Below are 13,549 nucleotides of genomic sequence, written 5' to 3' on the forward strand. Positions count from 1 at the left end.
CATGACGCAACCATTTATTTTTGATGGGCATAATGATGTTTTGACGCGTTTATGGTTGAGCCCTGCTCAAGATTCTGTTCGTGCATTCTTAAATGAACGTCTGGTCGGTGAAATGGATTTGCAGCGTTGCCAACAGGCAGGGCTGCTTGGGGGCATGTTCGCTGTTTTTATCCCGCCATTTTCTTATGTTAAACAACACCATCCTGAAAAAATAGCCGATCTGACAGCCGATGAGTTTACGCACGCACAAATGATTGAAACTGTGCAGCAACAAGTCGAATTATTGCATGCGTTGATTGCACATTCTGAGCAGAAGTTACGTTTATGTCACACGGTTCAGGATATTCGTGAATGTCAAAGGCATGGGCAACTCGCAGTTGTGATGCATTTAGAAGGTGCAGAGGCAATCAGTGCTGATTTGAGCCTACTTGAAACCTTATATCAGGCAGGGCTGCGTAGTATTGGGCCACTTTGGAACCGTCCGAGCGTGTTTGGGCATGGTTTAAAAGCCAGTTTTCCACATTCACCCAATACAGGTGCGGGGCTGACCGAAGCAGGGAAGCAACTGGTGCAAAAAACGGCTCAATTGAATATGGTGGTTGACGTTTCTCACATGAACGAACGTGCATTTTGGGATACTGCTGAGATACTTCAACAACCTTTAGTTGCAACTCATTCCAATGCACATGCACTGTGTCCACAAGCGCGAAATTTAACTGATCATCAATTAAATGCTATTCAGGAAAGTGAAGGCATGATCGGGGTGAATTTTGATGTGGCGTTTTTACGTGCCGATGGTCAGCGTAACAAAGATACTTCAATAGATGTTCTTTTAGACCATGTTGAATATTTGATGGCACATGTTGGGGCAACTCATGTGGGATTTGGTTCAGATTTCGATGGTGGTTGCCTGAGCTCAGAGATTGGTGATGTGACGGGGCTGCAAAAAATTATTGAAAGAATGCAGCAACGTGGTTATTCAGCACACTTAATTGAGCAGATTTGTAGAGAGAATTGGCTGAACGTGTTAGAACGGATTTGGGGAAAATAGCCTAAGTATGTTTTTCATCTCAAGTCACTACGCGGGCAGATGATACCTGCGTAGCCTTACTTTTATATAAATAAGTTATGTCGTCTAAGCGTATTTAAAATTTCCAGTTAACACTTAAAGTTGCTTTGAGCGGTTCGCCTGGTTGAATCCAGTTGTTGGTATAACTCGATACTGCATAAGTGCGATTAAACAAATTGCTAATATTGAGTTGTACACGCAAATCAGGATTAAGCTGCATATAACCTCCAATATTTACCACAGTAAATGACGCCAGTGTGGTGCCATTGTCAATATAATTGGCACTGCGTTTGCCATAATAATTAATATTTCCCACTAACCCCGCAGTGTGGTTCCAAAGATTAAATTGATAATCCGCAGACAAATTTGCTGTATGTTTTGGAATATTTTTCAGACGTGCGCCTTTTGCTTCAACTTCACTTTCAACCACAGATGCATGGGTTAAGCTATAGTTTGCATTGACACGAAAATGGTCGCTAAATTGGTGTTGCAGTTCGACCTCAATACCATGACTTTGCACATGACCACTATCGACATAAGCATCGGTAATTCCTTCGGTGAGTAAATGGCGTTTTTCCATATTAAAATAAGTCAGACCCAACCAACTTTCAGGCAGATATTCATATTTACTGCCCAGTTCCCAACTGGTGGTTTTTTCAGGTTCATACAGTGCATTATCTTTATTTAAGCCTGTATTTAACTCAAACGATTTGCCCCAGTTACTATAAAAAGACAAATGCTGAGTCGGTTTAAAGTTAATGCCCAAGCGTGGCGTAAATGGTGTAAAGGCTTGTTGCGCAGAGACACCATTTGAATAATTGATAATTTTTTGCTCAAGGCGGTTATAACGTCCACCGATTAAGATATTCCATTGATCATTGAAAAAAATCTGGTCTTGTAAATTGACCCCCAACATATTTTGGGTTTCTTGACTGTATTTGGTGATTCGGGTAAGTGGTAGTACAGTTTGACCATATATAGGATCGTAAATACTGATATCACTAGATGTGCCTGAAGCATTTCGGCGCTGAATTTGATTAATGGTATAATGGCCTGCTTCTACATTGGCAACCAGTTCATGACGGATTGAACCTGTATTGAATTTACCGCGTAAAATAGACTGAAACTGGGTAGTGTCGGTTTCAAAATGGCGGTAACGACGGAAGCGTTTTGCTGTTAAGTTATCGGGAGATAATGCATAAATTTCTGTCGAAGTGCCTTCACGAATTCCATGCTCATAACTCAATGCGGTGGTGTTGTTCCAGTTGTCATTGAACTGGTGATTTAGCCGTAATTGAAGCATCTGATCTTGAATTTTAATATCGCCATCGCTGGGTTCGCCGTAAAAACGATGGATATTATCTATCATTTTTCCATTGATCATTGGAATGCCACGGTCAAAAACACCTTTATATTCAGAAAACTCTGTGTCTAGGTTGAGCTGGGTTTGATCGGAAATTTTCCATGCCAGTTGTGGTGCCAACATGTAATGCTGGTTATCGACATGATCTCGAAAACTCTGGTTATTCTCATAGGCCACACCTAAGCGATAAGCAATAGCATCATTGATTGCACCAGTTGTATCGAGTGCTGCACGATATTGTTGTTCTGTGCTACCACTGACGGTTAATTCATTTTTTTGTTGCCATTCGGGTTGCTTGGTGGTGATGTTCATGATCCCGCCAATTGCACCTTGACCATACATGGCCGCCATTGGCCCTTTTAGAAAATCAATCGACTGGATATTGACCATGTCACGTGGCGTATGAATACCATTGAGTGAACTTAGACCATTTCGCATATAGATTGTGCCCATATTTGGGTCGGTGCTAAAACCACGAAACGAGTAGTTATCCCAAAAACCACCGCCATAGCTGTCCTGATATACAACCCCATTGACTAAAGACAGTGCATCACTGACACGTTGGATATTTTGATTTTGAATATCTTCAGCCGAAACATGTGACTTGGTAAAAGGAACATCTAACAGCTCATGCTGGAACTGTGTTATGGCTTGTGATGAAGTGTGGCGTTCATCCTGTTTTTCGGCAGTGATGGTAATGGTTGGTAAAGTGGTTGGGTTAAGAGGCGTATTTTCTGCTGCAATTGCGCGAGTTGCTGAAATTTGAACAAGCAAAATGCTCCACACCAGTGGATGAAATAAAAATTTAGACATGTATTTACTCTGTAAAACATAAAAGAAAGGGCAGCCTGAAAATCAGGATGACCAATAATTTTTAAGCAAAACAAAGTTGAGTCGGTGGGGCTCGTCCTTGAGGACAAAGAAATAAACGCTGTAGATAGAAAAAAATGTAAGCGAATGCAGCAAATAAAATCAGCCGAACCAGTACCGTAGTTTCGATCAGGTCAAGGCTAATATCAGGTAGGGCAGAAAGCTGATGATACAATTGACAAAAGTGACAGTGCTGGAGCATGTCATCATGATTCTGTTTGTCGTGCATCTGGGTATGGTCATGATCAGCCATGGCCATGTTGTCATGAGGTGACATTGTATGATGTGTCTGGTCTAAAGCCACGTGAATCTGTTCACACACCATGTTGGATTGCATTGATTTGGGCATAGCAACTTGCCAGAACACAAGATTCTGTAACAGGAGTGCCAATAAACCAAAACTTAATCCAATCTGTCGCATTTGTGCCGAAAATTGAAACTAACATTAAAAAAGATGCACAGCGTAGCATGAGATTGTTAATATGCACCATCTTTGTGTGGTGTCATTGTTCATTTTATGGATAAAAAATCAGCGAAAATTTCGGTTTCACGTCAATTCATGCACTTGTTGCATGTACAAGTCGGTGTGTTGATTGCGCCTTTTATTTTTATTGCAGCCTTAACGGGCTTGCTGTACGCATTGACACCTCAAATTGAACAAGCAATTTATCAACAACAACTGTTTGTTGAACCGCATGCGATGCAATCAAGTCGACCTTTGAGTGAACAGGTCATGGCTGCACAAAAAGTTTTACCGCATGATGCTCGTATTTTTGCCGTTCGACCTGCGCCTACGCCAAATTCAACAACCCGTGTCTTGTATATCGATAAACAGCATCCAGACATTAGCACCGCAATTTTTGTGAATCCATATAATTTAATGATACGAGGCCAGTTGCCAGTTTATGGCACCAGTGGGGTCTTACCTATACGGACGTTCTTGGACAATTTGCATCGTAATTTATTACTTGGGACATATGGGCGTGCTTATAGTGAATTGGCGGCAAGCTGGTTAGGTGTTTTTGCAATAACAGGATTGATTCAGTGGTATCGAAAGCGCAGACAGCACGCTCAACAAAAAACTTTGTTGAAGTGGCATAGCTGGGTCGGACTTGTTTTTTTGCCGATGTTACTGTTTTTCTCTGCAACAGGGCTAACATGGTCGAACTGGGCGGGTGCGAATATTGCTAAATTACGCCATCTTGCCAATAGTGATACGCCAAGTTTAAACACCCAGTTGCATTCTATGTCCATGAATATGGCCAATATGGATGCACATGCAGAACACCATATGAATATGGATATGTCACAGCACATGCCATTACAGCCACGGCAGTTTGATCAGATTATGCAGATTGCTCGAAAACAAGGATTGAACTCTGATTATCTACAGATTAAACCGAGTTACAGCCCTGATAAAGCATGGACGATTGAAGAAATGCGCCATAAATGGCCAGTTCAGATTGATGCCTTAGCAGTCGATATGCAGCAGCAAAAAGTCGTCGATGCCATATATTTTAAAGATTTCCCACTTTCGGCAAAATTAACCCGTTGGGGAGTCGATGCGCATATTGGTGTATTGTTCGGCTGGTTGAATCAGCTTGTTCTTGTCCTGAGTGGTTTAGGCATTGTCATCTTAATTATGATTGCCTATGGGTCGTGGTTACGTCATGCAAAGGTTAAGACAACCTTGCAACAGTCCCACTTTCTATGGACAAGTGTTTGGCAGAAGGCAACGCTTTCACAAAAAACACTCGGATGTTTACTTGTTGTCGCCTTGTACTTTTTGGTGCCTGTTTGGGTTATCAGTATATTTTGCCTGCAAATGCTATGTTGGGCATCCGCAAAAAACAGATCCAGTTAAGTTTCGTCTGTCATGGACAATAGACGATTTAATTGATTGAGATGCGGGCTATCCTCAGGCAAAATTTCCAACAGGCGTTCTACCGCGTCAATCCGATCTGGAGTGCGATGAACCAGATTAAGCAATAATGTTGCATCCTGACAATGATAAATATAATGGCTTAATCGGGCATCGAAAGCATCTCGCCAAGCACGTAAAAACGGGCTTTCAGTTTTGGGTAAAAAATTACCTTTATAGAGATTAAATGCAGTTTGTATATAACCTGCATTTAAGGCTTTCTCTGCCATCAGGAAATCGCACTGTAATTCACAGGTAAGACGGTAACAACGAGATTGGACACCGCCATTGAGCAAATGTCGGAGTTGTGAAATTTCAGCTTTTAAGGTGGTTAAGCTGACATCACGTTCTCCATATAACGCATAATGCAGTTCATCAAGTTGGATTCCCGCAGGGCACAATGCCAAAATACATAAGATTTCAATTTGTCTTTGGGTTGGTGTTAAAGCGGTTTGGTTGAACGTCAGTTGAGGCGTACCGAATAAGTTCATCGACAAACAGTCTTGTTGCTGATGATGTAAAACCTGACTCAGTAGTTCAGCGCAGCGTTCAACAGCCAGTTTCCCCAAACTGCTGTGTTTGGTGTATTTGGCGGATAAATTCATAATGCCATAATATTGCTGAGTTTTCTGGTCAATGATAGGTGTTGCATAACAGACCCAATCACGAACGCTATTCATGCTGTTTTCATGGGAATAGACGCAACTGGTATGATATGTATTAAGTGCAATACCAATGGCATTGGTTCCAACCGACTGTGTTGACCATTGACCGCCTTCAACAAAATGCACTTGTTCAGCAGATGAACGCATGGTTTGACTACTCCATGCCCAAAGTAAGGTACCACAAGTATCGGTTACGCCAATTGCCATACCTGCTTCTTTTGCGATAGATGCAAGTTCTTGTTGGCTATGTTCAATGGCCCGTCCAAATAAAGAACTTTGCCAGTCTTGTTCTAATGATAAAAGCGGTGCGGCATTTTTGTCGACTTGGGGCATCTGGTTATTGAAAACCTGATTTTTCGACATATCAGAATGACGAATGTGTAGATCCATTTTTATTTCCCTTTAAAGAGAACTATTTTTCACTTAAGTCCTTTAAGTGAGTTTTGTCACAGTTCTCGTTTTAATTTTGACATCATTATATTATTTAAAACAAAATCCTTTTTTTTATACGCCTAGTTCTTTTAAAAAGTGCATAAGAGAGATCAGGCAGTATGAAAAAGGCTTTCTACAATGATTTCCATTCACATGATTCAAATCATTGTAGGGGCACACGATATTCAATCAATAATCTATACCAAATTCATTGGCAGAGATAATCAAAAAATGTTTCAAAATTGATAGTTTTTACAGACATTTCATTACTGCGTTTTTTAAAGTAATTCTGGTATGGCATGTTTCTCAAATAATTGTTCGGCGAAATAACTGGGTCTCACCATCGGGCTACTCCATAAATTTTGAAAATTCAGTTGGTTACCGTGTGCCTGATAGCGTTTGAATTCATCCAGATGTACAAAACGCTGAATCACTGGATGGGATGAGTCGAGTTGTAGATATTGTCCAATTGTAATCAGGTCAACTGACGCATCCTTTAAATCATTTAAAACACTGAATACCTCAGCTTCAATTTCTCCTAAGCCTACCAATAGACCAGATTTGGTTAGGATGGATGGAAATAGCCGTTTCACTTGTTTGAGCAAATGTAGTGTATTGAGATAATTCGTTTCAAGTTTCAGCTTTGGAAATAAGCGTGGTACGGCTGAAACGGGACAATTTAGTACATCGGGAGGGGTATCGCGTAGCAGAGGCGAAAGAGATAAAGCATCTAGTTGCGCATGTGTGATGATAATTTCGATCATGGTTTTCGGAGACTGCTGCCGAATGTGTTGCATGATTTGAGCGAGTAAAGCAGCATTCATCTGTTCAGTGATATGGTACACCATCACCAGATAGGTCAACTCAAGTGTGGCAATGTGTTGGGTAAACTGCTGGATATCATCCACTGGATAAATCAAGGTCGAGCTATAGACAGCATGACAAAAAGGGCAGCAACGTGCATAGCCAGTAGGCAAAATGATAAAACTCGCAGCACGATGTTCTGGGTACTGTGGTGGTTCAAAGCACGTTGTTTTATTACATTCCCGATGCAAATGTTGCTGGCGAAATAGACGCTGAATTCGTTTGAGTTCTTCTGGGCTATATTTATGACCTGTCGTATGTACGTGTTCATTCAGCCAAGTATTTGAAATTGTCTCAAAAGGTGCTTTATTTTGAGTTTTATATTTATTTAATTTATCAGATTTAAGATTATCTTTTGCGCTCTGATTCATTTAAAACATATCCTTATGTTATAAAAATGCAGAATTTCAGGATATAATAAAAAACAGAACTTGTGTGTTATTTTAAAATAAAAAGTTTTAAATAAAATAAAGGAGAAAAATGATAAATGACAAAGGTTGGTTGAAGGTTTGTTTTGATTGCTTTAAACGTATTAATAAAAAATTACATTTATATAAAATAGTTTAAAATTAATCACTTATTATAAAAATATATCAAAAAAAATCGTATTTATTATTAGTCTAATATCCAGTAAGTCAAAAATATTTTTATATAAAGGTGATGATTGATATTCATCAAGTTAATTTTAATATAGATAAGGATATGAATATGCAGCTTACAGAAGAGCAATTACTTGCCGCATATAAGCGGATGCGAGATATTCGTGAATTTGAGGATCGACTTCACGAAGAAAATACCAACGGTGATATTCCAGGGTTTATCCATTTATATAGTGGTGAAGAAGCCGTTGCGGTGGGCATCTGTGAAAATTTAACGGATAAAGACTACATTACCTCGACACATCGTGGGCATGGACACTGTATTGCCAAAGGGTGTGATATTCATACCATGATGCTGGAAATTTTTGGTAAAGATGCAGGGTTATGTCGTGGTAAAGGCGGTTCGATGCATATTGCTGATTTGGACAAGGGTATGCTTGGCGCCAACGGGATTGTGGGCGGTGGACCTCCTTTAGCAATTGGTGCGGCTTTAACTGCAAAAACGTTGAAAACAGGTGGTGTTGGTCTGTCATTTACAGGAGATGGCGGGTCGAATCAGGGCTTAACTTTTGAAGCAATCAACATGGCAGTTGTTTTGAAACTTCCAGTGATTTTTATCTTTGAAAATAATGGCTTTGGTGAAGGTACGGCACATGACTATGCCGTGGGAAGTAAAGATATTGCAGGGCGTGCCGCAGGGTTTGGTTTGCCAGCCCAAAAAGTCGATGGTACAGACTTCTTTGCAGTATATGAAGCTGCCAAAGCTGCCATTGAACGCGCTAGAAATGGCGAAGGTCCAAGTGTGATTGAAACCGTCACGAACCGTTTTTATGGGCATTTTGAGGGTGATCCGGGATTGATTCGCTCTAAAGAAGAAATTGAATATGTCAAAGAGCATAAAGACCCACTGAAAATTTTCCGTGAAAAGGTCAAAGGCAAAGTAGATGAAGCCAAACTTGATGCAATTGATGCTGAAGCGAAAGCCAATGTGGATGATGCTGTAGCGAAGGCTCGAGCAGCAGCCTATCCACAACCAGAACAATTACTCACCGATGTTTATGTTTCCTATTAAGGAAAAAGAGTTAAGGGAATAGCAAGATGCCAAATAAAAGTTTTCGTAATGCCGTAAAAGAGGCAATTGAATTAGAAATGCGCCGTGACCCAAGTGTTGTGGTGATGGGTGAAGATGTTCGTGGTGGTCACGGTGGTAAAAATACCGATGAAAATAAATTAGAAGGCTTTGGTGGCGTATTGGGCGTGACCAAAGGGTTATGGACAGAGTTTGGCTCAGAACGTGTCATTGATACGCCTATTACAGAGTCAGCTTTGGTGGGTATGGCAGCAGGTGCATCGGCAACGGGTTTACGCCCTGTGGTGGATTTGATGTTCATGGACTTTTATGGCGTGTGTCATGACATGCTGTATAACCAAGCTGCAAAATTCCGCTATATGTTTGGTGGTAAAGCCAAAGCACCATTGGTGGTACGTGGCATGATTGGTGCTGGCTTCTCTGCGGCTGCACAGCATTCACAATCGCCTTATAACGTCTTTGCTGCTGTACCAGGGCTAAAAGTGGTTGTGCCATCAAGCCCATACGATGTGAAAGGTCTACTTATCCAAGCCATTCGTGATGACGACCCAGTGGTGTTCTGTGAACACAAATTACTGTATGACATCAAAGGTGAAGTACCAGATGAGGCTTATACCATTCCGTTTGGTGTGGCGAATTATACCCGTCAAGGTACAGATATCACCATTATCGCACTCAGTTTGATGGTACATCGTGCCAATGAAGTGGCGGATAAACTTGCCAAAGAAGGCATTTCAGTTGAAGTGGTTGATCCACGTACCATTTCACCTTTAGATGAAGATGGCATTTTAGAATCGGTTGCTTCGACTGGGCGTGTGGTGATTGTCGATGAGTCAGCAGCACGTTGTGGTTTTGGTCACGATGTTGCAGCATTGATCGCTCAAAAAGGTTTCCATTACTTAAAAGCACCGATTGAACTGGTAACACCACCGCATACGCCAGTGCCATTCTCACCTGTATTAGAAAAAGAATGGATGCCAAGCGTAGAACGAATTGAACAGGCCGTGCGTAAAGTATTGGAGGCTTAGGATGAGCGAAATCAAAACCTTAGAAATCCCAAAATGGGGATTATCGATGGAAGAGGGTACGATTGCACAATGGCTGATTCAAGAAGGTGATACTTTTACCAAAGGTCAGGAAATTTGTGAAATTGAAACCACTAAGATCGTCAATGTATTAGAAGCGCCATTTGATGGAACTTTGCGTAAAATTATTGCTAAAGATGGCGATACTTTACCTGTAGGTGGGTTGATTGCTGTATGTGCTGAACCTAGTGTTTCTGATGCCGAGATTGAACAATATGTACAGTCTTTGGGTGGAAAGCCATCGACTGCTACACAACAGGCTGAAACGCCAGCAGTAGAGCCGCAAGCACAAGTTGAACAGACCACGGTTGCAGCTTCAGCGCCTCAAGCCGCCGTTCAAAGTGCTGCGCCTGTTGCACAAGGTGGTTATGCGATTCCAGCAGCATTACAAGGTTTCCAAGCCAGTGCCGAGCTTTTTACCACGCCACATGCATTAAAACTTGCTGAAAAGCACAATGTTAATTTGGCAAAAGTGTCAGGTTCGGGACGTGAAGGGCGTATTAGCGTTCAGGATATTCAAAGCGCAGTACAAAGTGCAGGCGGGCAATGGCCTGATGTAAAAGCTCAGGTTCAATCCTCTGGTAAAGTTGCAAAATCGACTGCGGATGATAGCAAGGTTTTAGCAACGCCTGTGGCACGCCGTTTGGCGAAACAATGGGGCATTAACCTACATGACTGCCGTGTGTCGGGTTCTCGTGGTCGCGTGTGTAAGGAAGATGTTGAAGCGGTTTATCATCGCCAAAACCCTGTTGCAGCTAAAGCACAATCGGTTTGTGATGTGACAGCATCCACCAAACAAGTGGCAGCGGTTACCACTGTGCCAATGAATGCAATGCGTAAAGCCATTGCTTTACGTTTGCAGGCAGCGAAACGCAATGCACCACATTTCCGTTTAATTGTGGATTTGAATGTCGAGGCAATGCAGGCCTTACGTAAACAAATCAATGAAACTGTGCCAGAAGTGAAACTTTCAATTAACGATATGTTGATTAAAGCTGCTGCTGCGGCATTGGTGAAAGTACCAGAAGTGAATGTGCAATATGACGAAGCAACACAGTCTATTTTGCAATTTTCACAGGCAGATATTTCGGTTGCTGTTGCCATTCCAAACGGTTTAATCACACCCATTGTGAAAGCAGCAAACACCAAATCATTATCTGAAATTTCAACCGAAATGCGTGATTTGGCAACCCGTGCCAAAACAGGCAAGTTACAACCTGATGAGTTCCAAGGCGGTAGTTTCAGCATTTCAAACTTAGGTATGCTTGGCATTAAACAGTTTGATGCGATTATTAACCCGCCACAAGGTGCAATTTTAGCCTTAGGTGCATCGGAACAACGTGCGGTTGTGGAAAACAATCAAGTGGTGATTCGCCAATTGGTAACAGCAACATTGTCGTGTGACCATCGGGTGATTGATGGTGCATTGGGTGCAAAATTTTTAGCAAGCTTCAAACAGTTTGTTGAAAACCCATCGTTGATTTTATTGTAGGAGAAGCCACATGTCAGAGGCACAGTTTGATGTTGTGGTGATCGGTGCGGGACCTGGTGGCTATGTGGCGGCAATTCGTGCCGCCCAGCTCGGGCTCAAAACAGCGATTGTGGAAGAGCAACATTTAGGTGGAATTTGTTTGAACTGGGGCTGTATTCCAACCAAAGCCTTGTTAGCGGGTGCTGAGTTAGCAACGCAGTTAAAACATGCAGATCGATTTGGTTTTCAGTTAGCATCCGTTCAGTTCGATATTCAAAAATTAGTCAAACACAGCCGTCAGGTATCAGCACAGTTGGTACAAGGCATTGGGCATTTGCTCAAAAAAAATCAGGTGACGTTATTCAATGGTCGAGCAGAAATCACGGCTAAAGAAACCATAAACATCACCGATACTGAAGGTAAAAACCAGACGGTTACAGCATCTCATATTATTTTAGCAACAGGTGCTCAGGCACGACATTTGCCGCAGTTGCCAGTTGATGGTGAATATGTCTGGAGCTATAAACAGGCACTTATCCCTGAGCAATTGCCTAAACGACTTTTGGTTGTCGGTTCAGGTGCAATTGGCAGTGAATTTGCCAGTCTGTATCAAGATTTAGGTTCGCAAGTCACGCTCATTGATATTGCTAAACAGATTTTACCGACTGAAGATGGCGAAGTAGCGGAATATGTTCGGAAGCAGTTTGAACATAAAGGCATGACGGTTGTTACAGAGTCGAGTATTCAAACCGTTCAAATCCAAAATAATGAAGTGCATTGTACGGTGCAAACGCCTAAGGGCGTACAAACACTGGTTTTTGATCGTGTTTTATCTGCCATTGGTGTACGCCCAAACACTCAAAATTTAGGTTTGGAAGATTTAGGCGTGACACTGAGCGAACAAGGCTTTATCCAAACCGATGCGTTTTGTAAAACCAATGTCGTTGGTTTATACGCTATTGGCGATGTTGCAGGCGCCCCATGTTTGGCACATAAAGCCAGTCATGAAGCCATTTTGTGTGTTGAAAAAATTGCAGGTGTGAAAAACGTTCATGCACTGGATCGAAGCCAGATTCCGGGATGTATTTTTACTCATCCACAAGTGGCAAGCATTGGCTTAACCGAAGCACAGGCAAAAGCACAAAATTTACCAATTCATGTGGGGAAATTTCCATTTACAGCCAATGGTAAAGCTTTGGCACTGGCGGATTCATCAGGGTTTGTCAAAACGGTTGTACATGCTGAAACAGGTGAACTGTTAGGCGCACACATGGTTGGGCACGAAGTTACGGAACAGATTCAGGGCTTTGCGATTGCCAAATATCTTGAAGCAACCGATGAAAGTTTGGCGCAGGTCATTTTCCCACATCCAACACTTTCAGAAGCAATGCATGAGTCAATTTTGGCTTCAATGCAAAGGGCGATCCATGTTTAGAATGTGACGAATAAGTTAAGGAAGGAACGCAAATATGCCAAGAGGATTGCAAAATAAGGTGGCTTTGGTCACAGGTGGTGCTAGGGGCATTGGTCGAGGGATTGCATTACGACTTGCACAAGAAGGTGTTCACATTGCGTTGGTGGATGTGAACCCGAGCCAATTAAAACAAACCCAAGCTGAAATCGAGGCTTTGGGTGTCAAGGTCACAACTTTTGTGGCGGATGTCACCGATCTTGCTCAAGTCTCTGCTGCCATTGAACATACGCATCAACAACTGGGCGGTTTTGATGTGATGATTAATAATGCAGGGATTGCGCAAGTACAGCCCTTAAATGCCGTGACGCCAGAAGAGTTCCGCAAGATTACCGATATTAATATTGGAGGCGTGTTGTGGGGCATTCAGGCCGCTGCCAAAGAATATGCAAGTTTTGGGATTACGGTGAATGGTTATTGTCCGGGGATTGTCGGCACGGATATGTGGGTTGAGATTGACCAACGCTTTGCTGATTTAACAGGGGCAAAAGTTGGTGAAACCTACAAAAAATATGTCGAAGGAATTGCGCTTGGACGGGCTGAAACCCCTGATGATGTAGCGGCACTGGTGGCATTTTTAGCCAGTGAAGATTCTGATTACATTACGGGACAATCCATCTTGACTGATGGTGGTATGGTCTATCGGTAA

The 13,549-nt window shown here is 42.1% G+C and carries 11 protein-coding genes; 7 read left to right on the forward strand and 4 right to left on the reverse strand.

Going from position 1 to position 13,549, the window contains the following annotated elements:
- Nucleotide 1: 1 nt before the first annotated feature.
- The gene (locus ABDV70_RS06395; protein WP_343596326.1) at nucleotides 2-1,051 is read left to right on the forward strand and encodes a dipeptidase; all 1,050 of its coding nucleotides are present in this window, start codon (nucleotides 2-4) and stop codon (nucleotides 1,049-1,051) included.
- A gap of 94 nt (nucleotides 1,052-1,145) precedes the next feature.
- Here the strand turns inward: ABDV70_RS06395 and ABDV70_RS06400 are convergent, their stop codons facing one another.
- Together ABDV70_RS06400 and ABDV70_RS06405 are read right to left on the reverse strand one after the other, a co-directional pair.
- Nucleotides 1,146-3,245 (reverse strand): TonB-dependent siderophore receptor, encoded by a 2,100-nt coding sequence (locus ABDV70_RS06400; protein WP_343596327.1) that lies wholly within the window; start codon nucleotides 3,243-3,245, stop codon nucleotides 1,146-1,148.
- Nucleotides 3,246-3,306: 61 nt separating this feature from the next.
- Nucleotides 3,307-3,723, reverse strand: coding sequence for a DUF2946 domain-containing protein (locus tag ABDV70_RS06405; protein WP_343596329.1), 417 nt, complete (start codon nucleotides 3,721-3,723; stop codon nucleotides 3,307-3,309).
- A 96-nt stretch (nucleotides 3,724-3,819) separates the two neighbouring features.
- Between ABDV70_RS06405 and ABDV70_RS06410 the strand changes: the two genes are divergently transcribed.
- Nucleotides 3,820-5,166, forward strand: a complete 1,347-nt coding sequence (locus ABDV70_RS06410; RefSeq protein WP_343596331.1) for a PepSY-associated TM helix domain-containing protein — start codon at nucleotides 3,820-3,822, stop codon at nucleotides 5,164-5,166.
- On the opposite strand, the gene ABDV70_RS06415 is transcribed toward ABDV70_RS06410, so the two are convergent.
- Together ABDV70_RS06415 and ABDV70_RS06420 are read right to left on the reverse strand one after the other, a co-directional pair.
- Nucleotides 5,163-6,251 (reverse strand): transcriptional regulator, encoded by a 1,089-nt coding sequence (locus tag ABDV70_RS06415; RefSeq protein ID WP_343596446.1) that lies wholly within the window; start codon nucleotides 6,249-6,251, stop codon nucleotides 5,163-5,165. The two genes, ABDV70_RS06410 and ABDV70_RS06415, sit on opposite strands and share 4 nt — an antisense overlap.
- 347 nt (nucleotides 6,252-6,598) lie before the next feature.
- On the reverse strand, nucleotides 6,599-7,555 hold the full coding sequence (locus ABDV70_RS06420) for a lipoyl synthase (protein ID WP_343596333.1): 957 nt from the start codon (nucleotides 7,553-7,555) through the stop codon (nucleotides 6,599-6,601).
- A gap of 337 nt (nucleotides 7,556-7,892) precedes the next feature.
- On the opposite strand from ABDV70_RS06420, the gene ABDV70_RS06425 reads away from it, so the two are divergent.
- The 5 genes from ABDV70_RS06425 to ABDV70_RS06445 are packed head-to-tail and all read left to right on the forward strand — an operon-like array spanning nucleotide 7,893 to nucleotide 13,549.
- Nucleotides 7,893-8,855, forward strand: coding sequence for a thiamine pyrophosphate-dependent dehydrogenase E1 component subunit alpha (locus ABDV70_RS06425; protein WP_343596335.1), 963 nt, complete (start codon nucleotides 7,893-7,895; stop codon nucleotides 8,853-8,855).
- A gap of 26 nt (nucleotides 8,856-8,881) precedes the next feature.
- Nucleotides 8,882-9,901 (forward strand): alpha-ketoacid dehydrogenase subunit beta, encoded by a 1,020-nt coding sequence (locus ABDV70_RS06430; RefSeq protein WP_343596337.1) that lies wholly within the window; start codon nucleotides 8,882-8,884, stop codon nucleotides 9,899-9,901.
- Nucleotide 9,902: 1 nt separating this feature from the next.
- Nucleotides 9,903-11,450 (forward strand): 2-oxo acid dehydrogenase subunit E2, encoded by a 1,548-nt coding sequence (locus ABDV70_RS06435; RefSeq protein WP_343596339.1) that lies wholly within the window; start codon nucleotides 9,903-9,905, stop codon nucleotides 11,448-11,450.
- Between the two features lie 10 nt (nucleotides 11,451-11,460).
- Nucleotides 11,461-12,864, forward strand: coding sequence for a dihydrolipoyl dehydrogenase (gene lpdA, locus ABDV70_RS06440; RefSeq protein ID WP_343596341.1), 1,404 nt, complete (start codon nucleotides 11,461-11,463; stop codon nucleotides 12,862-12,864).
- Between the two features lie 34 nt (nucleotides 12,865-12,898).
- The gene (locus ABDV70_RS06445; protein ID WP_343596342.1) at nucleotides 12,899-13,549 is read left to right on the forward strand and encodes an SDR family oxidoreductase; all 651 of its coding nucleotides are present in this window, start codon (nucleotides 12,899-12,901) and stop codon (nucleotides 13,547-13,549) included.

Source organism: Acinetobacter sp., assembly GCF_039596015.1.
Classification (GTDB): domain Bacteria; phylum Pseudomonadota; class Gammaproteobacteria; order Pseudomonadales; family Moraxellaceae; genus Acinetobacter.